19 protein-coding genes are annotated in these 24597 nt (G+C 69.0%); 9 read left to right on the top strand and 10 right to left on the bottom strand.

The features are described from left to right. Positions 1 to 33: 33 nt before the first annotated feature. Together ACTWQR_RS52155 and ACTWQR_RS52150 are read right to left on the bottom strand one after the other, a co-directional pair. Positions 34 to 1287 carry a L,D-transpeptidase gene (locus ACTWQR_RS52155; protein WP_443234395.1) on the bottom strand — a complete coding sequence of 418 codons (1254 nt, stop codon included), beginning with the start codon at positions 1285 to 1287 and terminating at the stop codon, positions 34 to 36. A 177-nt stretch (positions 1288 to 1464) separates the two neighbouring features. Beyond that, entirely contained in the window at positions 1465 to 2697 is a 1233-nt protein-coding gene (locus tag ACTWQR_RS52150; protein WP_443234394.1) for an Ig-like domain-containing protein, read from the bottom strand. 200 nt (positions 2698 to 2897) lie between these two features. Between ACTWQR_RS52150 and glgX the strand changes: the two genes are divergently transcribed. Then, positions 2898 to 5153: a glycogen debranching protein GlgX gene (gene glgX / locus ACTWQR_RS52145; protein ID WP_443234393.1), complete on the top strand. Its 2256-nt coding sequence runs from the start codon at positions 2898 to 2900 to the stop codon at positions 5151 to 5153. 206 nt (positions 5154 to 5359) lie between these two features. Here glgX and ACTWQR_RS52140 read toward each other — a convergent pair whose 3' ends face one another. Next, positions 5360 to 5503 (bottom strand): hypothetical protein, encoded by a 144-nt coding sequence (locus tag ACTWQR_RS52140; RefSeq protein ID WP_443234392.1) that lies wholly within the window; start codon positions 5501 to 5503, stop codon positions 5360 to 5362. 97 nt (positions 5504 to 5600) lie between these two features. Here ACTWQR_RS52140 and ACTWQR_RS52135 point away from each other — a divergent pair, with 97 nt between their 5' ends. The 5 genes from ACTWQR_RS52135 (at position 5601) to ACTWQR_RS52115 (ending at position 14936) form a co-directional block, all read left to right on the top strand. Further along, on the top strand, positions 5601 to 8006 hold the full coding sequence (locus ACTWQR_RS52135) for an ABC transporter transmembrane domain-containing protein (RefSeq protein WP_443234391.1): 2406 nt from the start codon (positions 5601 to 5603) through the stop codon (positions 8004 to 8006). Beyond that, positions 8003 to 9916: an ABC transporter ATP-binding protein gene (locus tag ACTWQR_RS52130; RefSeq protein WP_443234390.1), complete on the top strand. Its 1914-nt coding sequence runs from the start codon at positions 8003 to 8005 to the stop codon at positions 9914 to 9916. Before ACTWQR_RS52135 ends, ACTWQR_RS52130 begins: the two co-directional genes overlap by 4 nt. Before the next feature lie 340 nt (positions 9917 to 10256). Beyond that, positions 10257 to 12362 (top strand): M4 family metallopeptidase, encoded by a 2106-nt coding sequence (locus ACTWQR_RS52125; protein WP_443234389.1) that lies wholly within the window; start codon positions 10257 to 10259, stop codon positions 12360 to 12362. A 328-nt stretch (positions 12363 to 12690) separates the two neighbouring features. Beyond that, positions 12691 to 14337 (top strand): M4 family metallopeptidase, encoded by a 1647-nt coding sequence (locus ACTWQR_RS52120; RefSeq protein WP_443234388.1) that lies wholly within the window; start codon positions 12691 to 12693, stop codon positions 14335 to 14337. Positions 14338 to 14432: 95 nt separating this feature from the next. Further along, the gene (locus ACTWQR_RS52115) at positions 14433 to 14936 is read left to right on the top strand and encodes a DUF1990 family protein (RefSeq protein ID WP_443234387.1); all 504 of its coding nucleotides are present in this window, start codon (positions 14433 to 14435) and stop codon (positions 14934 to 14936) included. A gap of 141 nt (positions 14937 to 15077) precedes the next feature. On the opposite strand, the gene ACTWQR_RS52110 is transcribed toward ACTWQR_RS52115, so the two are convergent. From ACTWQR_RS52110 to ACTWQR_RS52100, 3 genes are all read right to left on the bottom strand, one after another. Then, positions 15078 to 15782: a DUF4328 domain-containing protein gene (locus ACTWQR_RS52110; protein WP_443234386.1), complete on the bottom strand. Its 705-nt coding sequence runs from the start codon at positions 15780 to 15782 to the stop codon at positions 15078 to 15080. A gap of 283 nt (positions 15783 to 16065) precedes the next feature. After that, entirely contained in the window at positions 16066 to 16659 is a 594-nt protein-coding gene (locus ACTWQR_RS52105; RefSeq protein ID WP_443234385.1) for a DinB family protein, read from the bottom strand. Positions 16660 to 16854: 195 nt separating this feature from the next. Next, positions 16855 to 16992: a hypothetical protein gene (locus ACTWQR_RS52100; protein WP_443234397.1), complete on the bottom strand. Its 138-nt coding sequence runs from the start codon at positions 16990 to 16992 to the stop codon at positions 16855 to 16857. Here ACTWQR_RS52100 and ACTWQR_RS52095 point away from each other — a divergent pair. Beyond that, complete coding sequence (locus ACTWQR_RS52095; protein WP_443234396.1) at positions 16934 to 17170, top strand: SCO0607 family lipoprotein; 237 nt, start codon at positions 16934 to 16936, stop codon at positions 17168 to 17170. The genes ACTWQR_RS52100 and ACTWQR_RS52095 overlap by 59 nt on opposite strands. Positions 17171 to 17176: 6 nt before the next feature. Here ACTWQR_RS52095 and ACTWQR_RS52090 read toward each other — a convergent pair whose 3' ends face one another. From ACTWQR_RS52090 to ACTWQR_RS52075, 4 genes are all read right to left on the bottom strand, one after another. Next, positions 17177 to 17566 carry a thiol-disulfide oxidoreductase DCC family protein gene (locus tag ACTWQR_RS52090; protein WP_443234384.1) on the bottom strand — a complete coding sequence of 130 codons (390 nt, stop codon included), beginning with the start codon at positions 17564 to 17566 and terminating at the stop codon, positions 17177 to 17179. A 440-nt stretch (positions 17567 to 18006) separates the two neighbouring features. Further along, positions 18007 to 18330, bottom strand: coding sequence for a hypothetical protein (locus ACTWQR_RS52085; RefSeq protein ID WP_443234383.1), 324 nt, complete (start codon positions 18328 to 18330; stop codon positions 18007 to 18009). A 118-nt stretch (positions 18331 to 18448) separates the two neighbouring features. Then, positions 18449 to 18889 carry a hypothetical protein gene (locus tag ACTWQR_RS52080; protein WP_443234382.1) on the bottom strand — a complete coding sequence of 147 codons (441 nt, stop codon included), beginning with the start codon at positions 18887 to 18889 and terminating at the stop codon, positions 18449 to 18451. Positions 18890 to 18929: 40 nt separating this feature from the next. Then, positions 18930 to 21548 carry a glycosyltransferase family 1 protein gene (locus ACTWQR_RS52075; RefSeq protein WP_443234381.1) on the bottom strand — a complete coding sequence of 873 codons (2619 nt, stop codon included), beginning with the start codon at positions 21546 to 21548 and terminating at the stop codon, positions 18930 to 18932. A 458-nt stretch (positions 21549 to 22006) separates the two neighbouring features. On the opposite strand from ACTWQR_RS52075, the gene ACTWQR_RS52070 reads away from it, so the two are divergent. Both ACTWQR_RS52070 and ACTWQR_RS52065 read left to right on the top strand, forming a co-directional pair. Next, on the top strand, positions 22007 to 23206 hold the full coding sequence (locus ACTWQR_RS52070; RefSeq protein WP_443234380.1) for a S8 family peptidase: 1200 nt from the start codon (positions 22007 to 22009) through the stop codon (positions 23204 to 23206). A 238-nt stretch (positions 23207 to 23444) separates the two neighbouring features. Continuing rightward, the coding region (locus ACTWQR_RS52065) for a maltotransferase domain-containing protein (RefSeq protein ID WP_443234379.1) at positions 23445 to 24597 on the top strand (1153 nt) is incomplete at its 3' end.

The raw sequence follows: 24597 nt of genomic DNA, 5'->3' as shown, positions 1-24597 counted from the left end.
AAAAACCCCCCCGGGCCCGTACGCGCCGAAGGCCTAGGCCTTCCACTTCTCCCAGGACATGTTCCAGCCGTTGAGCCCGTTGTCCGGCGCGACGGTGGCGTCGTTGGAGTTCTTCACGGTCACCACGTCGCCGACCATCGAGTTGTCGAAGAACCAGGCCGCGGGCAGTTGCCGGTCGCCGCCGCCTCGGATGTCCCGCAGGCCGATGCAGCCGTGGCTGGCGTTGTAGTTGCCGAAGGCGTCGCCGCCCCAGTAGTTGCCGTGGATGAACGTGCCGGAGGTGGTCAGGCGCATCGCGTCCGGCACGTCCTTGATGTCGTACTCGCCGCCGTAGCCGACCGTCTCACCGTTCATGCGGGTCACCCTGAGGCGCTCGCTGATGACCATCTGGCCGTTCCAGGTCTCGTAACCCGGCTTGCCCGTCGTGACCGGGATGGTCTTGATGACCTTGCCCTCCCGCTTGACCGTCATCTTCTTGGTCTTGACGTCGACGGTGGAGACCTGGCTGCGGCCGATCGTGAACTTCACCGTCTTGGCCTGTTCGCCGTATACGCCGGGCCTGCCCTCGACGCCGTCGAGGTTGAGGCTGACGGTGACCTTCGTGCCGGCCTTCCAGTACTTCTCGGGGCGGAAGTCGAGGCGGTCGTTGCCGAACCAGTGACCCTCGACGTCGACCGCCGGCTCGGTCTTGATGTCGATCGCCTTCTCGACGTCCTCGGGCTTGGTGATGCCCCGGGTGAAGTTGATCGAGAAGGGCATACCGACGCCGACCTTGGAACCGTCCTCGGGCGTGAAGATGCCGACGAAGGTGTTCTTCGGGGTCAGCGTGGTGAACGCGGCCTCCTCGGCGGCCTCACGGCCCTTGGAGTCCTTGGCCACCGCGTGGACCTGGTACTTGGTGGCCGAGGCGAGGTGGGTGGACGGCGTCCACGTGGCTCCGCCGCCGGTTATCTCGCCCGTGACCGGGTTGCCCTTGGTGTCCTTGACCGTGACCTCGGTCAGCTTGCCCTTGGCCGCCGTCACCTTGAGCGCGCCGCTCGTCTTCACGCCGTCGGCGCCGTTCTTCGGGGCGACGGTCACGACAGCCTGCGAGACCTTGGTGTCCGCCTGGCCGGAACCCTTGTCGTTCCCCTTGCCCTTGCCCGACCCGGAACCGGAGTCCGAGTCCCCTCCCCCACCGCACGCGGTCACAACGAGCAGCAGTACCCCCAGCAACAGCGCCAGGACCCCCTTGCCGCCCCGTGTACGCGCACCAACCGATGCCCCCGATATCGGTCGCCCGTTCAAGTTCCTTCTCCCCTCGCACGGCCTTGATCAGGCCCCCCCAGCGCGTTACCCGCGCGTATCGCGTTAATTAATCACACCGTCAGGAGCTGTGACCTCCCGGGCTTGTCACTGTTCAGTTCCAAGTGCCCTCGCTCATGGTGCAGCCGAAGCCCGTCGTATGCGTACCCCTATGTCGGCCTACCTCATCGCGGAGCCCGCTTTCCAGGCCTTCCAGCCCATGTTCCACCCGCCGAGTCCATTGTCCGGAGCGACCTTCTTGTCATCGCTGTGCACGACTTCGACGACGTCACCGATGAGGCTGCGGTCGAAGAACCAGCCCGCCGGGGTCGCGGAGCTGCCGCCCTTCACATCGCGCAGGCCGATGCAACCGTGGCTGACGTTGGCCGTGCCGAACACGTCCCGCGCCCAGTAGTTGCCGTGCAGGAAGGTCCCGGAGGTGGTGAGCCGCATCGCGTGCGGGACGTCCGGGATGTCGTACTCGCCCTTGCCGTCGGCGTCGGTGAAGCCGACCGTGGCGCCGTTCATCCGGGTCACCTCGAGCATCTCGGTGACCACCATCTTCCCGTTGTACGTGGTGCTCTTGGGGGCGCCCGCGGTGATCGGCACGGTGGCGAGGAGTGCGTCGTCGCGGCGCACCTCCATGGTGTGGTCGGCGGCGTCGACGAGGCTGACCTGGCTGCGGCCGACCGTGAAGGAGAAGGTCCTGTGCTGGAGCCCGTACACGCCCGGGGCCGCCTGGACGTCCCGCAGCCGCAGGCCGACCGTGACCTTCGTGCCCGGCTTCCAGTACTTCTCGGGCCGGAAGTCGAGGCGGCCCCTGCCGAACCAGTGCGGGGCGATGTCCACTTTCGGCCTGGACGTCACGTGGATCGCGCGCTCGACGGCCGCCCGGTTCTCGATCTCACGGTTGAACTCCAGCGAGACGATCATGCCGGTGCCGACCGTGGAACGGTGCTCCGGAGTGACGTATCCGATGAACCGCTCGTCCGGCACGTGTGTCGTGAACGTCGTGTGCCGTGCCGTCCGCCGGCCGTGGCCGTCGATCGCGACCGCGTCCACCGAATACCTGGCGGCCAGCGCGAGTGCGGGCTCGTCGGGCCGCCACGTCATGCCGTCCTCGCCGATCCGGCCCGGCACCGGGTACTCCCGCGCGTCCTGGGACCTGACGACCTTCACCGATTCCAGGCGGCCGGCCCGCACCCGTACCTCCAGACCCTCCCCAGGGCGCACGGCCTTGCTGCCGTCGTCCGGTGAGACGCGGATCACGTCCTCGGGCGAACGGGGCTTGCCGAGCATCCCGTCGAGGCCGTGCGAGGTGCATCCCGCGGCTCCGGCCAGCAGCCCTGCCCATGTCAGTACGGCGGCCAGCGCGGCCCCTGCGCGCCGGGCGCGCGTCTGTACGTGCATCACGTGGGGCCCAACGACCAAGCGGTCTCGGGGAAGTGGGGCGGCGCGCGGGCGTGCCTCACTTCCCCTAGCCCCCTGCTGGGGAAACGTGAGTGCGAGCCCGGCTCTGGGCAGAACAGTGGGGAGGACGACGCGAGGCGGAGCCGCGGCCGGGACGCTGTGCGCAATCACGTCGCTTCAACCGAGCCGCAGGAGGCCGTCAGGTGTCGAGCGCAGCCGAGCAGGAGGCAGTGCGGGAGGGGCGTGCCCCGGACAAGGGGCTGCCCGCGCAGTCGGCCCCCGTACTGAACGGCAGTCCGCGTACGCCGCCGGCCATACCCGTGTGGCCGGGCGCGCCGACCCCACTCGGGGCACGCTTCCGGACCGGACCCGAGGGTGTCGCGGGCACCAACTTCGCGCTGTGGGCGGGCGGGGCCGAGTCGGTCGAGCTGTGTCTCTTCGACGACGACGGCACCGAGACCCGGGCGCCGCTGACCGAGCTGACCCACGAGATCTGGCACGGCTTCCTGCCCGGCGTACGGCCCGGGCAGCGGTACGGCTTCCGGGTGCACGGCCGCTGGGACCCGTGGACCGGGGCGCGCTGGAACCCGGCGAAGCTGCTCCTCGACCCGTACGCGCGCGCGGTGGACGGGGATTTCAGCCTGCCGCCGGAGGTGTACGGGCATGTCCGGGACTGGCCCCAGCAGCAGGTCGCGGACACCGTGCGCGACGACCGGGACTCCGCGCCGTACGTCCCCAAGGGCGTCGTCGTCCACGATGACGACGACTGGTCGGACGACCGCCGCCCGAAGACGCCGTGGGCGGACTCGGTCATCTACGAGCTGCACGTACGGGGATTCACGAAACTGCATCCCGGGATCCCGGAGGAACTGCGGGGCACGTACGCGGGGTTGGCGCACCCCGCCGCGATCGAGCACCTGGTGGCGCTCGGGGTGACGGCCGTCGAACTGCTGCCGGTGCACCAGTTCGCTCACGAGGACCATCTGCTGCGGCGGGGCCTGAAGAACTACTGGGGCTACAACTCGATCGGCTACTTCGCGCCACACGCCGGCTACGCGGCCTCCGGGACGACCGGACAGCAGGTCGGCGAGTTCAAGCGCATGGTGCGCGCGCTGCACGCCGCCGGGATCGAGGTCATCCTCGACGTGGTCTACAACCACACGGCGGAGGCGGGCGAGTTGGGCCCGATGCTGTCGCTGAGGGGCATCGACAACCGCGGCTACTACCGGTTGCAGAGCGATGCCCGGCGATACGCGGACTACACGGGATGTGGCAACACGTTGCATGTCGTGCAGCCGCATGTGCTGCGGCTGATCACGGACTCGCTGCGGTACTGGGTGACGGAGATGGGGGTGGACGGTTTCCGGTTCGACCTGGCGGCGGCGCTGGCGAGGTCGATGCACGACGTCGACATGCTGTCCCCCTTTCTCGCCGTCATCGCGCAGGATCCGGTGCTCCGGCGCGTGAAGCTGATCGCCGAGCCGTGGGACGTGGGGTCGGGCGGCTACCAGGTGGGCGCGTTCCCTCCCTTGTGGACGGAGTGGAACGACCGCTACCGCAATGCCGTACGGGACTTCTGGCGGGGCGCGCTGCCGGACGTACGGGACCTCGGGTACCGGCTGTCGGGGTCGAGTGACCTCTACGCGTGGGGCGGGCGGCGGCCCTACGCCTCGGTGAACTTCGTGACGGCCCACGACGGCTTCACCCTGCGGGACATGGTGTCGTACGAGCGCAAGCACAACGAGGCCAACGGGGAAGGGAACCGGGACGGCACCGACGACAACCGGGCGTGGAACTGTGGCGCGGAGGGGGAGACCGAGGACGCTCGCATACAGGGTCTGCGGCGCCGTCAGCTGCGTAATCTCCTCACCACCCTCTTGCTGTCCACGGGGGTGCCGATGCTGGTCGCGGGTGATGAGCTCGGGCGTACCCAGCGGGGCAACAACAACGCGTACTGCCAGGACAACGAGATCAGCTGGATCGACTGGAATCTGCTGGAGGATCCCGGCTGGCGGGCCCTCTTCGACCTGACGTCCCGCCTGATCGCCATCCGGCACGCGCATCCGGTGCTGCGGAGGCGGGCGTTCTTCTCCGGGCGGGCGCATTCGGTCGATGGGTTGCGGGACCTGGCGTGGTTCACGGCTCGGGGTACGGAGATGACGGAACAGGACTGGTACGCGCCTGCCGCCACGCTGGGGATGTACTTGTCCGGCCGGGACATACCGGGGCGGGACGCTCGGGGCGTGCCGGTCGTCGACGACAGCTTCCTCGCCGTGCTCCATGCCGGGGACCGGCCTGCGAGCTTTGCCCTTCCGGGGTCGCCGTGGGCGGAGGGGTACGAGGTGGTCGTCGATACGTCGAGGGAGGAGCAGGGGGAGTCGCCGGGGGTGGTGCATCGGGCGGGTGCGGTGATCACGGTGGCGGCTCGGGCGGTTTTGTTGCTGCGGGTGGTGGGGTGAGGGGGTTTTCGCCCCCGCCGCCCCTACCCGTCCCATCCCCTGGGGCTCCGCCCCAGACCCCGTCGGGGGCCGGCCCCCGAACCCCCGCTCCTCAAACGCCGGAGAGGCTGAATTCTGGCGGTCTTCAGTCCGTCCGGTCGTACACCGCCACCGCCGCCCGGTCCTTTGGCGAGGGCGACCGCCACGGCGAGCAGCAGCGCCAGTACCTATCCGAAGGGCTGGCGCGGCAGGTGCACGTCGAACACGATCCGGCCCACCGACAGCGCCGGCAGCGCCGACAGTACGGCGGCGGCGCCGTAGAGCCCCATGTGCGCGGACAGCAACGCGCTCCGGCCGCGAACCCGGCGCACACCCTCTCGAACGCGCAGGTCGTAGGACCAGCGGCGGATCCAGGCGCGGCCAAAACTCGGTGGGCGTTGTCAGTGCCGATCCGTAGGCTCACTGATGATGCCCACGACAGCCGCACCCACCAAGGAAGCCGAAGAAGCCCAAGAAGCCGAGCCGGCCAAGGGCCGTTCCGCCGTACGCAGTCTGCTGCGCCTCTGGCCGTACGTGCGGCCCGTGCGGGCCCGACTGTTCACGGCGGCGGTCGTCGCGATCGTCGCCTCGTGCACGGGGCTGGTGATCCCGCTCGTCCTGAAGTGGATCGTGGACGGGCCGGTGGCCGACCGCGATACGGGCGGGGTGTGGCTCGGGGCATTGTTTCTGCTGTTGCTCGGGATCGTCGAGGCGGTGCTCTTCGGGCTGCGGCGGTGGCTGGTGGCCCGGCCGCTGGCCGGGGTCGAGGCGGGCATGCGGGCGGATCTGTACCGGCATCTGCAGCGGCTGCCGGTCGCGTTCCACGACCGCTGGCCGTCGGGTCAGTTGCTGTCGCGGGGTACGACGGATCTGATGCTGCTGCGGATGTTCCTCGCCTTTCCACTGACATTCCTGCTGGTCAACAGCGTGACGGTCGTCGTGGGCATCATCATCATGCTGGCCCAGGAGTGGACGCTCGGGCTCGTCCTGCTCGCGCCCGCCGTCCCCATCGTGGCGCTCTGCTGGCTCTTCGAAAAGCGGTACTCGCAGGTGGCGCGGCGGGCCCAGGACCAGGTCGGCGATCTGACGACGCTCGTCGAGGAGAGCGTGCTCGGCATCCGGATCATCAAGGGATTCGGCCGCCATCGCAGCCAGGCCCTCGCCTTCCGGGAGCTCTCCCGGACCCTGCGCGGCACGGAACTCGTCAAGGCACGTCTCCTCGCCGGCATCTACGGCGCCATCACCGTCCTTCCCGAACTCGCCATCGGCGCGGCGCTCGTGCTGGGCACGGTTCAGGTGTCCGACGGCGACCTCTCCACCGGCACGCTGGTCGCCTTCCTCTCCACGGCCCTCGCCCTGCGGTGGCCCATCGAGTCGATCGGCTTCCTGCTGGCGATGAGCCAGGAGGCGGCGACGGCCACGGAGCGGTACTTCGAGGTGATGGACGGGGAGCCGGAGTCGGGGTCGGAGTCGGCGTCGACGTCGGGGAGCGCGGGCGGGACTGCGAGTTCGGGTGCAGGTGCGGATTCGGACCCGACTTCAGGTTCGGGTTCGGACCCGACTGCGGGATCGGGTTCGGGCGCAGGCGCGGGTTCGGACCCGACTGCGGGATCGGGTTCGGGCGCAGGCGCGGGTTCGGACCCGACTGCGGGATCGGGTTCGGGCACGACTGCGGGATCGGGTTCGGGCGCAGGCGCGGGTTCGGACCCGACTACGGGTTCGGGTTCGGGCACGACTGCGGGATCGGACCCGACTACGGGATCGGGTTCGGGCACGACTGCGGGATCGGACCCGACTACGGGATCGGGTTCGGGCACGACTGCGGGATCGGACCCGACTACGGGATCGGGTTCGGGCGCAGGCGCGGGTTCGGACCCGACTACGGGTTCGGGTTCGGGCGCAGGCGCGGGTTCGGACCCGACTACGGGATCGGGTTCGGGCGCAGGCGCGGGTTCGGACCCGACTACGGGTTCGGGTTCGGGCACGACTGCGGGTTCGGGTTCTGGTGCAGCTGCGGGCTCTGGTGCGACCGCAGGTGCCCGTCCGGGTGCCGCTGCCGGTGCCGGCGGGCTCCAGTTCCACGCCGTCCAGTTCCGCTATCCGGACGCCCCCGCCGACAGCACCCCCATCCTCGACCGCATTGACCTCCACATACTCCCCGGCGAGACCATGGCGCTCGTCGGAGCCACCGGCACCGGAAAGACGACGCTCACCGCTCTCGTCCCCCGGCTGCACGAGGTCACACGGGGCCGTATCACCCTGGACGGCGTGGACATCACCGAGATGTCCAGGGAAACCCTGCGCGCCCTCGTGGCCGTGGCCTTCGAAGAGCCCACCCTCTTCTCCGCGAGCGTGGGTGAGAACGTCCTCATGGGCGCCGAAGACGGTGCGGGGGAGGCCGAGTTGACGCGAGCCCTGGCCGTCGCGCAGGCGGACTTCGCGCACGCGCTCCCCCAGGGCACCGACACGCAGGTCGGCGAGCAGGGCCTCAGCCTCTCCGGTGGCCAGCGTCAGCGTCTCGCCCTGGCGCGGGCGGTCGTCGGCCGACCCCGCTTCCTCGTCCTGGACGACCCCCTGTCCGCCCTGGACGTCCACACGGAGACCCTCGTGGAGGCGGCCCTGCGCCGCGTTCTCGCGGAGACGACCGCGCTCGTCGTGGCCCACCGCCCGTCCACGGTCCTGCTCGCCGACCGCGTGGCGCTGCTCTCCCAGGGCCGCATAGCCGCGGTCGGCACCCACCACGAACTCCTGCGCACGAACGCCGAATACGCCTGGCTGATGTCCGGAACAGCAGAGGGAACAGCAGAGGGAACGACTGAGGAGGACACCCGATGACGGCGCCCACGACCACCGCGCCGCCCGACGAGAACGACAACAACCCCAACAACCACAACAAGCGCAACGGGCGCAACGGGCGCAAGAACGAAGTGCAGCCGACACCTCCGCACAAGGACGGCGATCCCTTCGACCGCGACACCCTCCCCTCTCCCGCGCGCGCCACGTCCACCCTCCTGCGCTCCCTGCTCGCGCCACTCAAGGCCCGCGTCGTCCTCGCGGCGCTCCTGCTCCTGCTCCAGCAGGCGGCGGTGCAGGCGGGCCCGCTGCTCGTGGCGTACTCCATCGACCGCGCCGTACCCGCCTTCCGAGGCGGCGACCACGGCCCGCTGATCGCCGTGGCCGTCGGCTACGTGCTGTCCGCGGTGGCCGCGGGCGGACTCCAGTACGCCTTCGTCCTCGCGTCCGCCCGGGTCAACCAGGACGTCCTGCTCGACCTGCGCGGCAGGATCTTCCGGCACGCACAGGCGCTCAGCGTCGACTTCCACGAGCGCTACACCTCTGGCCGTCTCATCTCCCGCTCCACGACGGACGTCGAGTCACTGCGCGAGCTGCTCAGCGAGGGCCTCCAGGAACTCGTCACCGTCATCCTGTCCTTCGTCTACATCTCGGCGATGCTGCTCTGGCTCGACCTGGGCATGGGCGCGGTCGCGGTGGCCTCGTTCGTGCCGCTGTATCTCCTCATCCGCCTCTACCAGCATCGCGCCGGACGGATCTTCGGTCTCCGCTCGACCGCCATCGCCGCCGTCATCGTGAAGTTCGCGGAGACGATGAACGGCATACGCCCGGTGCGCGCGTTCCGCCGCGAGGAGACCAACGACAATGACTTCCGCGTACTCAATCACCGCCACGAACGCATCAACGGCGACGCCATCCTGGAGATGGCCCGCTATGTCGTCGGCTCCCGGCTGGTCGCCAACACGGCGGTCGCGGGCATGGTGCTGTGGGGCGCGTACCGGGTGGCATCGGACTCCCTGGCGCTGGGCGTGCTGGCCGCCGCGGTCCTGTATCTGCGCCGTCTGTACGACCCGATCGACCGGCTCGGCATGTTCCTCAACTCGTACCAGTCGGCGGCCGCCTCACTGGAGAAGATCGCGGGCCTGCTGGCCCAGGTCCCCTCTGTGCCGGAGCCCGCGGAACCGCGCGCCCTGCCGGAGCTGGCCTCCGAACACCCAGGCCGCGAGGTCGTCTTCGACGACGTCCGCTTCACGTACCGCACCGGCGGCGAGGTGCTCCCGCCCTTCTCGCTGACCCTCCCGGCGGGCCAGACGGTCGCCGTGGTCGGCTCCACGGGCGCGGGCAAGTCGACGCTCGCCAAGCTCCTGGCCCGCTTCTACGACCCGACGGCCGGCCGGGTCCTCCTCGACGGCGTCGACGTGCGCGAGCTCTCGGTCCCCGAGCTGCGCCGGGGTGTGGTGATGGTGACGCAGGAGGCCTTCCTCTTCTCCGGCACGGTCGCCGAGAACATCGCCATCGGCCGCCCGGACGCCGCCCGTGAGGACATAGAGCGGGCCGCGAAGGCCATCGGCGCCCATGACTTCATCAGCGCCCTGCCGGAGGGCTACGACACGGACGTACGCAAACGGGGCGGCCGTATCTCGGCCGGCCAGCGCCAACTCGTCGCGTTCGCCCGGGCGTTGCTCGCGGACCCGGCGGTCCTCATCCTCGACGAGGCCACCAGCTCCCTGGACATCCCCGGCGAACGGGCCGTCCAGCGCGCGATGCACACCGTCCTGCGCGGCCGCACGGCGGTCGTCATCGCCCACCGTCTGTCGACCGTCGAGATCGCCGACCGAGTCCTGGTCATGGAACGCGGCCGCATCGTCGAGGACGGCAGCCCCGCCCAACTCATCGCGGACACGGGCAGGTTCGCGGACCTGCATCAGGCGTGGCGGGACAGCCTCGTTTGACTCGCTCCTCGGGCTGAAGCCCGAGGATTCCGGCCTTCTCGTCCGTTGCCGTAAAGGGTTCGTATACCGAACATGACCATCCGGACAACGAACCGTTTCCGGCCAACTTCTTGATGCGCACCTGACAGAGATAGCTCTCCCCTGCCACTCTTTCCACGATCGCATCACAGCAACCCCACAACTTCGCCCTCCCGCTGTGGCGCCACATCACCCCCCACGCACGCCCGCACGTGCCTCACGCAAGTGGTTCCGCGTTCCGCCTTGTTCTGCCCGGACGGCCCCCAACCGTCCGGTCCCCCCTTGGCCGCGCGAGCGATCCGTGGCCACGCAGAAGGAGTCCGTGTTGAGACGCACCTCCCACAGACACACCTCCCACACCGCGAACACGTCACACGCCGCAGAAGCGTCCCCCACCGCGAGCACCTCCCGCGCCACCCGCCGCGGCCGCAGGGTCGCCGCCGGCGCGCTCGTCGCCGTCACCGCTCTGCTCGCCGCGGCCGTCCAGACGGGCGCGGCCACCGCCGACGCCAAGCCCGCCCCTGGCAAGCTCGACAAGGGCGCCCTGGCCGTCAAGCTCTCCCCCGCCCAGCGCGCCGAGCTGCTGCGCGACGCCGACACCGCCAAGGCGGACACCGCCGCGAAACTGGGCCTCGGCGCCAAGGAGAAGCTCGTCGTCCGTGACGTCATCAAGGACGCCGACGGCACGGTCCACACGCGCTACGAGCGCACGTACGCCGGACTCCCGGTCCTCGGCGGCGACCTGGTCGTCGAGACCGGCAGGTCGGGGAAGACCGGAGCCGTCACGCGGGCCGCGAAGGCCCAGCTCAAGGGCATCACCACCAGCCCCGTGGTGAAGCCGGCGACCGCCGAGAAGCAGGCGCTCGAGGCCGCTGCCGCCGAGGGGTCGAAGAAGACCGAGGCGGACGGCGCGCGCAAGGTGATCTGGGCGGCGAGCGGCAAGCCGACGCTCGCGTACGAGACGGTGGTCGGCGGGCTGCAGCACGACGGCACCCCGAACGAGCTGCACGTCATCACCGACGCGGCCACCGGCGAGAAGCTCTTCGAGTACCAGGCCGTCGAGAACGGCACGGGCAACACGCAGTACAGCGGCAGCGTCACCCTCGGCACCGCCCAGTCCGGGTCGACGTACAACCTCACCGACACGGCCCGCGGCAGCCACAAGACGTACAACCTGAACCGCGGTACGTCGGGCACCGGCACCCTCTTCTCGGGCCCCGACGACATATGGGGCAACGGCGCCGCCGCCAACCTGGAGACGGCCGGCGCGGACGCCCACTACGGGGCCGCCCTGACCTGGGACTACTACAAGAACGTGCAGGGCAGGAACGGCATCCGCGGTGACGGCGTCGGCGCGTACTCCCGCGTCCACTACGGCAACAACTACGTCAACGCCTTCTGGCAGGACTCCTGCTTCTGCATGACGTACGGCGACGGCTCGGGCAACGCGAAGCCGCTCACCTCGATCGACGTGGCGGCGCACGAGATGACGCACGGCGTCACCTCCAACACCGCGGGCCTCAACTACAGCGGCGAGTCGGGCGGGCTGAACGAGGCGACCTCCGACATCTTCGCCGCGGCCGTCGAGTTCCACGCCGACAACGCGAACGACGTCGGCGACTACATGGTCGGCGAGAAGATCGACATCAACGGCGACGGCACGCCACTGCGCTACATGGACAAGCCGAGCAGCGACGGCGCGTCCAAGGACAGCTGGTACTCCGGCATCGGCTCGATCGACGTCCACTACTCCTCGGGCCCGGCGAACCACTTCTTCTACCTCCTGTCCGAGGGCAGCGGCGCGAAGACCATCAACGGAGTCAGCTACAACTCCCCGACCTCCGACGGCCTTCCGGTCACCGGCATCGGCCGCGAGAAGGCGGCGCTGATCTGGTTCAAGGCGCTCACCACGAAGTTCACGACGACCACCAACTACGCGGCGGCCCGCACCGGCACGCTCGCGGTCGCCGGTGAGCTGTACGGCACCGACAGCGCCGAGTACACCGCGGTGCAGAACGCCTGGGCGGGCATCAACGTCGGCACGCGGCCCGGCGACGGCGGGGGCGAGACCGGCACGTCGTTCGAGAACACGACCGCCGTATCGATTCCGGACAACGGAGCGGCGGTGACGTCGTCGATCACCGTCTCCGGGCGGACCGGCAACGCGCCCTCGAACCTGATCGTCACACCGAACATCTCGCACACCTGGCGCGGTGACCTGGTCGTCGACCTCGTGGCCCCGGACGGCACGAGCTACCGGCTGAAGCCCTTCAGCTCCTCGGACTCGGCGGACGACGTCAGCGAGCCGTACACGGTCGACGCGTCCTCCGAAGTAGCCAACGGCGCCTGGCAGTTGAAGGTGCAGGACCAGGCGGCGCAGGACGTCGGAACCATCAACAGCTGGAAGCTGACCTTCCCGCAGACCTAGGCAGACCTAGGCGCGCGGGCCTCGCGCGAACACGGCGCCGCCCCGGAGATCCAACTCCCCGGGGCGGCGCCCTCTTTGCCGCCCCTTTGTCGTGCCCTTACCGCACCCCTGCCTCGCATTTGCCTGGGCTTTGCGAGCGATCAAGTCCGCAATGCGTACGCCGCCCTTCGGGCAACGGACGTTTTCCGGCCAACATCCATATGCCCCACTGACATGTACGCGCCTCAACTGGCAACGTTCACCTCGCACGGAACACCCGCACCGCAACTTCACAGCGTCCGACGGATCCCCCATGCCCGTCGGGCAACCCCCCACGAAGGAGCTTGCGTTGACTTCTGTCTACGCGCGTCACAAGCGCACCACTCTCGCCATCGCCACCGCCGTCGCGGCGGGAGCCCTCATCACCACCGGCCTGACCACGGCCTCCGCCCAGACCTCGGCCTCGACGGCCGGCGAGACGCCCCTCGCCGGCGCCCCGGTCCAGCTGTCCGCGGCCGCCCGCACGAGCCTGATCCAGAAGGCCGACGCCGCGACGCCGGAGACGGCCGACGAGATAGGCCTCGGCGCCGAGGAGAAGCTGGTCGTCAGAGACGTCATCAAGGACGCGGACGGCACGACACACACCCGCTACGAGCGCACGTACGCCGGACTCCCGGTCCTCGGCGGCGACTTGGTCGTCCACGAGACCAAGGCAGGCAAGACCGAGGGCGTCACCAAGGCGACGAAGGCCACCATCAAGGTCACCGACGTCACCCCGGGCATCACCAAGTCCACCGCCGAGAAGCAGGCGTTGAAGGCCGCGAAGGCGGAGGGCAGCACCAAGTCGGAGGCCGACAAGGCGCCCCGCAAGGTCGTCTGGGCGGCGAGCGGGACCCCGACCCTCGCGTACGAGACCGTCGTCGGCGGCTTCCAGCACGACGGCACCCCGCAGCAGCTGCACGTCGTCACGGACGCGGAGACGGGCAAGAAGCTGTACGAGTGGGAGGCCGTCCAGACCGGTACGGGCAACGGCCAGTACAGCGGCAAGGTCACCATCGGAACCTCGCTCTCGGGCTCGACGTACCAGCTCAACGACACGTCCCGCGGCGCCCACAAGACGTACAACCTCAACCGCGGCACGTCCGGCACCGGCACGCTCTTCACCGACGCCGACGACACCTGGGGCACGGGCGCGGCCTCCAACACCCAGACCGCCGCCGTCGACGCCCACTACGGCGCGCAGGTGACCTGGGACTTCTACAAGAACGTGCTCGGCCGCAGCGGCATCAAGAACGACGGCAAGGCCGCCTACTCCCGCGTCCACTACGGCAACGCGTACGTGAACGCCTTCTGGGACGACAGCTGCTTCTGCATGACGTACGGCGACGGCTCGGGCAACACCAAGCCGCTGACGTCGATCGACGTGGCGGGCCACGAGATGACGCACGGCGTCACGTCGAACACCGCGGGCCTGAACTACTCGGGCGAGTCCGGCGGCCTGAACGAGGCGACGTCCGACATCTTCGGCACGGCCGTCGAGTTCTACGCGGCCAACTCGTCCGACGTGGGTGACTACCTCATCGGCGAGAAGATCGACATCAACGGCGACGGCACCCCGCTGCGCTACATGGACAAGCCCAGCAAGGACGGCGACTCCAAGGACAGCTGGTCCTCCAGCCTGGGCGGCCTGGACGTCCACTACTCCTCAGGGCCCGCGAACCACTTCTTCTATCTCCTCTCCGAGGGCAGCGGCGCGAAGACGATCAACGGAGTCAGCTACAACTCCCCCACCTCGAACGGCTCCACGGTCACGGGCATCGGCCGCGACAAGGCGGTCAAGATCTGGTACAAGGCGCTGACCGAGTACATGACGTCCACCACGAAGTACGCGGGGGCCCGCACGGCGACCCTCAACGCGGCGTCGGCGCTGTACGGCTCCACCAGCACGGAGTACAAGGCGGTCCAGGCTGCCTGGTCCGCGGTCAACGTGAGCTGACGCTCGGCCGAGCGCCACGTCGATCGGCTCCTGAGGGGCACTGGGCGGTACCCGGGACGAAGGCATTCCCGGGTACCGCCCTACTCTTGGGTCCCATGCCCTTCACGTACGAGGACGTGGGCGCGACCCGCGAAGGCCGCTGCCCGCCCGGCTTCCACCCCCTGCACGTCCGAACCATCATCGGCGAGGGCCACGACGTCTTCAAAACAGCGTCCCAGGCCGTCATGACCTGGGAACTCCACCGAGCGGTGGGCGTCACGATCACGACCGACGCGGATCAGGCAGCTCCCGGCGTCGATGTCACGGTCGGCCTCGGCCCCCTGATCAAGGCCCCCTGCCGCATCGTCTGGACGGTGGACGAACCCCGCCGCGCCGGCTGGGCCTACGGCACCCTCCCCGGCCACCCGGAATGCGGAGAGGAGGCCTTCGTGGTGGACCGCACGGGCGACGGCACGGTCTGGCTGACGATCACGGCCTTCAGCCGGCCGGCGAAGTGGTACGCCAAGGCGGGTGGGGCGGCGACTCGGGGGTTGCAGCATGCGTATGCGCGGAGGTGTGGGGTGGTGTTGAGGCGGATGTGCGGGGAGCTCAAAGGGTGACCGGTACGAGAATCCGCGGGAGGGGGGACTTGCTGCTGGTGGATCTGGAGACGTCGTACGGGGTGTGACTCGCCCGGTGTCTCCGAGCGTGCCGCAGGGCGCGGGTATGAGCAAACGGGGCTTGGATAAGCGGATCGCCTCTCAGGCCGAGACGTACGGCCCTTCAGCCGCCTTCAGCCGCTGCATGGCCGTCAGCCGGACGGCGAAGTGCACCGCGGCCGCCGCCGCGGCCACTTCCAGGATGTCGGAGACCATCACCAGGAGAACGGCGTCCCGGATCTCTGCGAGGGCTTCGGCGTTCTCGTAGCGCTGCCCGGCATACCGCTGGAACAAGGTCGTCGTGACGAACAGGCCCCACCACAGATTCACCGGCCAGAAGGAGACCTTGTACGGCTCGCCGTCTGCCGGCAATCGCGTGCTGGCTCCCCACATGTCCACGGCGATCCGATAAGGCATCCAGAAGTTCGCCAGCGGGATGAACCAGGATCCGATCGCCCAGCCGGGGCCGTTGCGGAACCTGTCCGGCCCGAGCACCCCGGCGTAACGGCGCATCCAGTGGAACCAGACGATGAAGCCGATCGCGCAGGCGAGGAACGTGGCGCCCTGGAGCTGCCCTGCCGTCCAGTAGAGCGCATCGGCATCGGCCAACTCCTGCTGCGAGGCAAAAGCGAAGCCTCCTTCCTCTTCGATCAGCGTGTACTCCCGGACGCCGGCGTAGACGGCGAACAGGTCACTGAGGGCGACGGCCGCGAGCAGCGCCGACACCCCGACCAGAAGGAACCGCGGCGGTGGTGACACCCGGCTGGGCAGCGCTGGACGCGGATGGAGATCGCTGGATGCGGACACGACGAGAGCCCCCCACAGGCACGAAAACAGAATCGCCCGCAGAAGAGCGCGCGCTGAGGGAACATACGCCAACCGCGGGCTGCCCGGCGATACGGGAGTTGCAGCCTGCGTGCGGGGTGGTGTTCTGCCAGCGGGCGCCGTGGGCGACGAGCGCCGCCCACGCGGTGGCCGGGTCGACGACGGGCCGTCGATCGATGCCCTTGGAGTCACGGATGCCGACGACCGCCGCCCACCTTCCCCAACGGCCGTGCGGGATTGGGGTGGCGTGCGCGGGATGGCGGGATCAGCTACGTCCGGCTTCCCGCGCCGCGCGCTCCAGTCGCCGTCGGTAGTCCTCCCACCGCGCCTCATCACCTGCCGGCATGTTGTCCTTCCCTTTCCACAGCCCGACGGCCCCGTCGATGAGCTCCCGGACGATGTCCGCGTGGCCGGCGTGCCGGTTGGTATCGGCGATCACGCGCACCAGAACGTGGTGCAGTGTGGTCTCCCTTCGTTCCTCCGGCCACCACGAGACCTGACCGATCGCGTCGAGCGGCAGCGTGGCGATCGTGGTGTCCGCGTGCTTCCACGCCTGCTGGTACAGCCCGACGATCTGTTCGCGCGACTCGTCCGCGGTGGCCCACATGTCGGCGCCCGGTTCGGCACCCTCCCCGTACCAGAGTGGCGGCTCGTCGAAAAACGGCCGCCCGAAGGTGTCGCCGAAGTACCCCAGCTCCACACCGGCGATGTGCTTGACCATCCCCAACAGGTTGGTGCCGGTCGGCGTGAAGGGGCGGCGGATGTCGTACTCCGAGAGCCCCTCCATCTTCCACAGCAGGGCTTCGCGTGCGGCTTGCAGATAGTGGAGGAGATCCTCTTTCGCTTTCGATTCGATCACGCCGGGCAGTTTCCCATCCGGCACTGACAACTGGCCGTCGGAAGCGATCAGTTGGAGGAGATCGGTTGGGAGCAATCCAGGTAGGCCGGGCGACGCATCTGAGTACGAGTACTCATGATCGGTGCTTCTCGCATCGTGCAGGCTGGCCGCACAAGCCATCCAGGGGGAGCCAACTGTGCGTATACCGAGCCGAGTTCACGGCCCGTTGCCCACGATCAACAGTCGCCCGATCCGGTCCGCAGTGGGCCTCGCACTGGCCTGCGTGACCGCCGCCATGCTGACCGCTTGCTCGTCCCAGGACGCGAGCTGCGGCGGCGGCGAATATCCGGTCATGGCTGTAGGCAGCACCGGCAGCGCATGCGTGGCCAACAACGAGGAGCCGCCGAAGGGGTACGTCCGCTATCCGGAAGGGAAAGTCCCCGAGCATGTGGGCGATAAATGGGACACCTACTGGAGCACCCACACCATCGACGAGAGCGGCCAAATCATCAAGGCCACCGATGCCGAATAGGGAGGGCTACGGCCCTTGCCTGCGATGGCTGGGCAGGGCGCACGCCGCTGTACCTCCTGGCATGCGCTGACGATTGCTCGCGACGAGCCGGTAAAGACCATGGGCAGCCCACCGGATGGGAGGCAGCGTAAGCAGCGCACCCAGCAGCGGCCATCCTCTACCCGCGCTCAGGAGTGCTTTCGCAATGGCCTGGGCGCCGCCGTGGACCGTTCCGGTCGGAGTCACCCACAGCACTTCATGCTCGGCTCGCTCCCGGGCGACGCCAAGCGCCTCCAGGTCCGCGAACTGCCAGGGAACGGCCTCACAACGAGGCCGGAGACGTCGCTCCGCGAACCTCACCGACGTAGTGCAGAAGCCGCAGTCTCCGTCGAAGACGAGCACAGGTTGAGTCCGCATGGCCCCATCATGCCGCCGCCTGTGCGGCAGCACGGCCAATCTGAGCCGCTGGCTCCCGCTTACGAAACCAGACCACATTTCAGAAGGCGGCCTGCTTAAAGCAGCGCTGAACTGGACCCGCCGGCACGCCCACGCGCTCCTTTCGGACGGCCTCCCCGGCCCGGTCGGCACGACAGCGGTCCCCGAACCCGGACCAAACGCGAAAGTCGACGTCGTCCCCCTTGCCCTCGGTGAACGCCCCCAGGCACCACGGGCCCGCATCACCCGACTGGGCGAGGTCAAAGTGACGACAGCCTGCCGCGGGACCGGCGACCTCGAACGCCTGGAGCGCATCCGGCACTTGCTGTCCGAGCCGGGATACGACACGAGCGGGGTGACACTCGCGCTCTTCTCCCTGTACTGGTTTCACGCGGACCTGGTCGAAGTCCCGCGACAGTGGTTCACCAGGCCGTGTGGTCCAGGCGGACGAGCCCGTCAATGGACTCCAGGCGCGCTTGCAGGACGGGGGCAGGAGCCGAGGTGGTGGTCAGCAAAAGCACGTGGATCGCTGGGTGTTCTGACGCGTAGAGGTTGTCTTCGTCGCCGTCGCCTGGAATGAGGTTGGGCTGAATCCGCATCTGCCCATCCGAGTAGTCGGCTGCGTAGTAGACGCCGAGAAAGTCACTGTCGCGCTCGGTGAAAATCACCCTGAGGCGTCTGCTGACAATCTGAGCCAACTCGCTCGCGGTGTGCGTGCTGGTGCCATAGGTCGTGTATTCGGTCATGGTGGGCCGACCTTATGCCGCGCGGTCCGTCGCCAAAGCCGGGGCCGCTGCGCACTGCAGTCAAGAGCCCCAGAGGCCCCTCCGGATTCAAGAATTCCCGGCTGGGCCTCTGGCTTGGTCAAACTGACAGCCGCTGCTGCGCCTCGGCATACAAACTATCAGGGGCGAGCTCGGACATCTTCTCGAAGAAGCTCAACCCAGCCGATTTAACGGCAGCCAAGAAATCTGCGGATGAAGCGTTCACGCGCCGGACGCCTTCGCCGACATCGGCAGATACCAAGACGCGGATCCCCGTCACCCGAAGAGAGAGCTTGATCGGCTGATCCGGGAAATATGTCTCTGCGTAACCCGACGACTGCACTTTCGTCACCATCTCAGCGATGTAACACCAGAGCTGGTCAACGTAGTCCCACTCTTCAGTACCGATGATTTCCAATCCATCAACGGACAGCCGAATGGCACCTTCAATGTAGTCAAGGTCGGGCGGCGGCGTACGGCAGGCTTCCACCTGCACGAACCCACCATCCGCGCCCTTCAGGAACGTCTCAATCTCAAGCACGTCTCAGGTCCTTCACCCCGAGTGGATGGCCCCGTACCCCTCACCTCATCAAAACCCCCGCCCCCTCCACCATCCCCTCCGAAGGCACAGCCACCAGCCCCACCTCCGCACCGGACGCCAACAACCGATGCGCAGGCAGAATCCGCACCGTGTACCCGAAGGGCCCCGTGCGGTCCAGGGACAGCGGCCCCTCGTACACCCACCGCCCCTCCAGGTCAGGCCCGCCCGCCGGTTTCAGCGGTACCGCCGCGCCGTCCTCGATGCGGTCCTCCAGGTCGACGCGGCCCGAGACCGCCTGGACCTCGACGTCGTCCGGAGCCAGGTCACCCAGGCCGACACGTACCCGGAGCAGGAGGGTCGAGCCGAGTTCGGCGGTCGGTGTGGCGGCCGTCGTTTCCACGTGGTCGACCGTGACGTGCGGCCAGGCCGCACGCACCCGGGACTTCCACACCGCCAACTCCCGTGCGGAGGCGGGGTCCATGGCGCGGTGGGCGTGGGCCGCCGGAGTGTAGAGGCGTTCCACGTACTCGCGAACCATGCGGCCGGCCAGCACCTTCGGGCCCAGCAGCGTGAGCGTCTGGCGGACCATTTCGATCCAGCGGTCCGGGAGGCCGGCCTCGCCCCGCTCGTAGAAGCGCGGAGCCACCCTCTGCTCCAGCAGCTCGTAGAGCGCCGACGCCTCCAGTTCGTCGCGGCGGTCGTCGTCCACCGCCGTGCCGTCCGCCGTGGGGATCGACCAGCCGAAGTCCGGCTGGAACCACTCGTCCCACCAGCCGTCCAGGACGGACAAGTTCAAACAACCGTTCAAGGCCGCCTTCATGCCCGACGTCCCGCATGCCTCCAGCGGGCGCAGCGGGTTGTTCAGCCAGATGTCGCAGCCCGGGTAGAGCTTCTGCGCCATCGCCATGCCGTAGTCGGGGAGGAAGACGATGCGGTGGCGTACGCGCGGGTCGTCCGCGAACCGCACCAGCTCCTGGATCAGGCGTTTACCGCCGTCGTCGGCCGGGTGTGCCTTGCCCGCCACCACGATCTGGATCGGGCGATCGGGGTGCAGCAGCAGGTCCATGAGCCGGTCCCTGTCCCGCAGCATCAGGGTCAGTCGCTTGTACGACGGGACTCGGCGCGCGAAGCCGATCGTCAGTACGTCCGGGTCCAGCACGCCGTCGATCCAGCCCAGTTCGGCCGTACCGGCGCCGCGCTGTCGCCAGGACGCGTGCAGCCGATCCCGTACCTCGACCACCAACTGCTCGCGCAGGACGCGGCGGAGCTCCCAGATGTCCTGGTCGGGGATGTCGGCGACGGCGTCCCAGCGGTCGGAGCCGCCGACCGTCATCGCGTCCTCCGTGCGCTGCGCGCCGATCTGGCGGGCGCCGAGCCGGAACACCTCGGGCGCCACCCAGGTGGGCGCGTGCACCCCGTTCGTCACGGAGGTGATCGGCACCTCGTCGGGGTCGAAGCCCGGCCAGAGCCCGGAGAACATCTCCCGGCTGACGTGCCCGTGCAGCAACGAAACCCCATTGGCCCGCTGGCCCAGCCTCAGGCCCATCACCGCCATGTTGAAAAGGTTCGGCTCGCCGCCCGGATATGTCTCCATTCCCAGTTGCAGAATGCGTTCGACATCAATACGCGGGAGTTCCGCTTCGGGGCCGAAATGCCGGGCCACCAGTTCCCGGTCGAAGCGGTCGATTCCGGCGGGCACGGGGGTGTGGGTCGTGAAGACCGTGCCGGCCCGGACCGCCTCCAGTGCGGCGTCGAAGTCCATTTCCTCGTAAGAAAGTTCGTGAATTCGTTCCAAGCCGAGGAATCCCGCATGGCCCTCGTTCGTATGGAAGACCTCGGGTTGGGCGTGGCCCGTCAGACGGCAGTACGTGCGCACCGCGCGCACCCCGCCGATGCCGAGCAGCATCTCCTGGAGCAGCCGGTGCTCGCTGCCGCCGCCGTACAGCCGGTCGGTCACGCCTCGTTCGCCGAGGTCGTTCTCCTCGACGTCCGAGTCGAGCATCAGCAGCGGGACCCGGCCGACCTGGGCCAGCCAGACGCGGGCGTGGAGGGATTTCCCGCCGGGCAGGGCCAGCGACACCTGGCAGGGTGTGCCGTCGGGCTCACGCAGCAGGGACACGGGGAGTTCGTTCGGGTCCAGGACCGGATAGTGCTCCTGCTGCCAGCCGTCCCGGGACAGGGACTGGCGGAAGTAGCCGTGCCGGTAGAGGAGTCCGACGCCGATCAGGGGTACGCCGAGGTCGCTGGCCGCCTTGAGATGGTCCCCGGCGAGGATGCCGAGGCCGCCGGAGTACTGCGGCAGCGCGGCCGTGATGCCGAACTCGGGTGAGAAGTAGGCGATGGCGGCGGGGAGCTCGGAGGACTGGGACTGGTACCAGCGGTCGCCGGTCACGTAGTCGTTCAGGTCGTCGGCGGCCGCGGACAGCCGTCGCAGGAAGCGCCGGTCCTCCGCGAGCTCGGCGAGCCGTCCGGTCGACACGCTCCCGAGCAGACGCACGGGATCGCGTTCGGAGTCGGCCCAGCGCTCGGGGTCCACGGACTGGAAGAGGTCACGGGTCTCGGCATGCCAGGACCAGCGCAGATTGCGCGCCAGGTCACTGAGTGGGTGAAGGGCTTCGGGGAGTACGGGACGCACGGTGAATCTGCGGATGGCCTTCACGAGCTTCCACCTTCACGGAGGACGTACCAGGGCCTCGGCCCTGTTGGGCCTTGAAGGACGCACACCCGTGTGCGCCCTTCTGTCACCCACGACGGTAGCGGCGAGGGTGCCTCCGCAACTACGGCGCATGGGCGGCCGGGGCCCCACTCGGCGATCAACTTCGCGCCGACGCACCCGAGTTCGGCTGGATAGCGGCGCAATCTTCAGGCCAATCTTCATCGCGCCTACGCGCCTCCGCATCATCGCAATCTTCACATGTACCCCACGGGCGATATGGCCGATTCCGCCCCCTCGTACGACCTTGTGGCACTTCACACCACACGAGAAGCTGCCAAGTGGCGATCCGGCCGAGGCCCCTCAAGGCCTGTCCAGGGCCCCGCGAGGCCTGCCGAAGTCCCGACGAAGGGCGCGCGCAACTTTGGTCGGAGTACGCCGAGTTGAGGAGGGGAACTCAGACCATGGCAGTGACGCGCAAGCGGCGGCTGCACTGGGCGGGAGGCTTCACCGCGGTCATGACGGCCACGGTGCTTTCGGCCATCACCCTGCCCGCGGACGCCGCCCCCCAGGGGCAGATCCTCGGCGCCGGCAGAGCCGGCTCCGTCAGCGACAGCTACATCGTCACGCTCAAAGGGGGAACGAAAGCTCCGTCGAAGGCGGGCAAGGCCATCGCCGCCAAGTACGGAGCGAAAATCAGCCACACCTACAGCACCGCACTCAACGGCTACGCGGTGCAGGTCAACGCGCGACAGGCCAAGCGCCTCGCCGCCGACTCGCAGGTGGCCGCGGTCTCGCAGGACGCCACCGTGGCCGTCGAGCACCAGCAGTCGAACCCGCCGTGGGGCCTCGACCGCATCGACCAGCAGGACCTCCCGCTGGACCGCAGCTACACCTGGCCGGAGTCCGCGGGCCAGGGTGTGACGGTGTACGTCATCGACACGGGCGTACGCGTCACGCACAAGGAGTTCGGCGGCCGGGCGAGCTACGGCTGGGACTTCGTCGACAACGACGCCACCGCCCAGGACGGCATGGGCCACGGCACGCACGTGGCCGGCACCGTCGCGGGCACCACGTACGGCGTCGCGAAACAGGCGAAGATCGTCGCCGTCCGCGTGCTCGACAACGAAGGGGCCGGCACGCTCTCGCAGCTCATCGCGGGCATCGACTGGGTGACGAAGAACGCCCAGAAGCCCGCCGTGGCCAATATGAGCCTGGGCGGGCTCGCGGACGCGCAACTGGACGCCGCCGTACGCAACTCCATCGCGTCCGGTGTCTCCTACGCAGTGGCGGCCGGCAACGACGGCCTCCCGGCGAGCCTCTACTCACCGGCCCGCGTCAAGGAGGCAATCACCGTCGGAGCGAGCGACAAGAGGGACGCTCGGGCGGACTTCTCCAACTGGGGCGCGCGGCTCGATCTGTTCGCTCCCGGCGTGAACGTCACTTCCGCTTCCTACGCGAGCGACACGGGCAAAGCCACCTTCTCCGGTACGTCGATGGCGTCGCCCCATGCCGCGGGCGCGGCCGCGCTCTATCTGGCCGACAACGCCTGGGCGACACCCGCCGATGTGAGCAAGGCTCTCGCCGAACGGGCCGCGACCGGCAAGATATCCGGTGCGGGCCTCGGTACACCGAACAAGCTCCTGCAAGTCAACAACCCCTAAGTAATTGCGCGTTCACAGACCGGCCTCGTCTGGCGAATCGTCAGCGGATCCTTGACAGATCCTTGGTGGATTCTCACCGGACGAGGCCGGTCTTGTGTGTAGACATACGCGCGAGTAGTTAACAAAGTGCCGGATTGCCCACCCGAAAAGCATGGGAAGGCTCCACCGGTACGCCCCGCAGGACCCACCTCCCCACACCCTCATCCGCCCACCCACGTTGACGCGGACAGGAGCGGTCATGCCCGCCACGCACAACTCGTCATCACCCCCGACGCCCGGCACCACCGCACCCCCCGACCCCGGGGCGAAAGCCGACCGGCCCGAACCGCAGAAGGGCAGGACCGCGAAGTCCGAGAAGCCGGAGAAGCCGGAGAAGCCGGAGAAGCCCGCGAAAACCGAGAAGACCGACAAGACCGACAAGAGCGAGAAATCCGGAACTGCCAAGTCCGGAACGGCGAAGTCCTCCCCCACGCAGTCCGCACCAGCGGAAGTGCGCCCCGTGCAGTCCGCACCCGCGGAAGTCGCACCCGCGCAGTCCGCACCAGCGGAAGCCGCACCAGCGAACACCGCGCCCTCGAAGACCACCGCCGTCACGCCAGTCGTCACCCCAGCCGCCACCCCCGCCCCCGGGGGCGGCCCGCTGATCGGGCGCATACCCGTCCTGGACGTGCGCCCCCTCGTCGCGGGCGGCCGCCGCCCCGCCAAGGCCGTCGTGGGCGAATCCTTCGAGATCTCCGCGACGGTCTTCCGCGAGGGGCACGACGCGGTCGCCGCGAACGTCGTCCTGCGCGACCCGGAGGGCCGTACCGGCCCCTGGACGCCCATGCGCGAACTCGCCCCCGGCACGGACCGCTGGGGCGCCACCGTCTCCGTACCGAAGCCGGGCCGGTGGACCTACACGGTGGAGGCCTGGGGCGATCCGATCACCACCTGGCGCCACCACGCGCAGATCAAGATCCCGGCGGGCATGGACACGGAGCTGGTCCTGGAGGAGGGCGCGCTGCTGTACGAGCGGGCCGCGACCGGCGTGCCGAAGAGCAAGGGCCGCCGTGACGCGCTCCTCGCGGCCGTCGACGCCCTGCGCGACACCGACCGCCCCGCCGCTGCCCGCCTCGCCGCCGCGCTGACCCCCGACGTGGACCACGTGCTGGCCCGCCACCCACTGCGCGAATTCGTCTCGGTCTCCGACCAGTCGCAGCTGCTGGTGGAGCGGGAGCGGGCGTTGTACGGCTCGTGGTACGAGTTCTTCCCGCGCTCGGAGGGCGCGGTGATCGAGCCGGACAAGCCGCCGGTCAGCGGCACGTTCCGGACGGCGGCACGGCGGCTGCCGGCGATCGCGGAGATGGGCTTCGACGTGGTGTACCTGCCGCCGGTCCACCCCATCGGCAGCA

It is taken from the genome of Streptomyces sp. 2A115, from assembly GCF_052245575.1.
In the GTDB taxonomy this organism is placed as follows: domain Bacteria; phylum Actinomycetota; class Actinomycetes; order Streptomycetales; family Streptomycetaceae; genus Streptomyces.
Note: the sequence above shows the minus strand (reverse complement) of the source record. Positions and strands in the feature narration are given on the sequence as shown.

Bases quoted from the DNA above. Each gene is read 5' to 3' on its own strand.
- ACTWQR_RS52135 (WP_443234391.1), top strand. From the start codon at position 5,601: ATGCCCACGACAGCCGCACCCACCAAGGAAGCCGAAGAAGCCCAAGAA.
- ACTWQR_RS52130 (WP_443234390.1), top strand. From the start codon at position 8,003: ATGACGGCGCCCACGACCACCGCGCCGCCCGACGAGAACGACAACAAC.
- ACTWQR_RS52115 (WP_443234387.1), top strand. From the start codon at position 14,433: ATGCCCTTCACGTACGAGGACGTGGGCGCGACCCGCGAAGGCCGCTGC.
- ACTWQR_RS52095 (WP_443234396.1), top strand. From the start codon at position 16,934: ATGCTGACCGCTTGCTCGTCCCAGGACGCGAGCTGCGGCGGCGGCGAA.
- ACTWQR_RS52100 (WP_443234397.1), bottom strand. From the start codon at position 16,992: ATGACCGGATATTCGCCGCCGCCGCAGCTCGCGTCCTGGGACGAGCAA.
- ACTWQR_RS52090 (WP_443234384.1), bottom strand. From the start codon at position 17,566: ATGCGGACTCAACCTGTGCTCGTCTTCGACGGAGACTGCGGCTTCTGC.
- ACTWQR_RS52085 (WP_443234383.1), bottom strand. From the start codon at position 18,330: ATGACCGAATACACGACCTATGGCACCAGCACGCACACCGCGAGCGAG.
- ACTWQR_RS52070 (WP_443234380.1), top strand. From the start codon at position 22,007: ATGGCAGTGACGCGCAAGCGGCGGCTGCACTGGGCGGGAGGCTTCACC.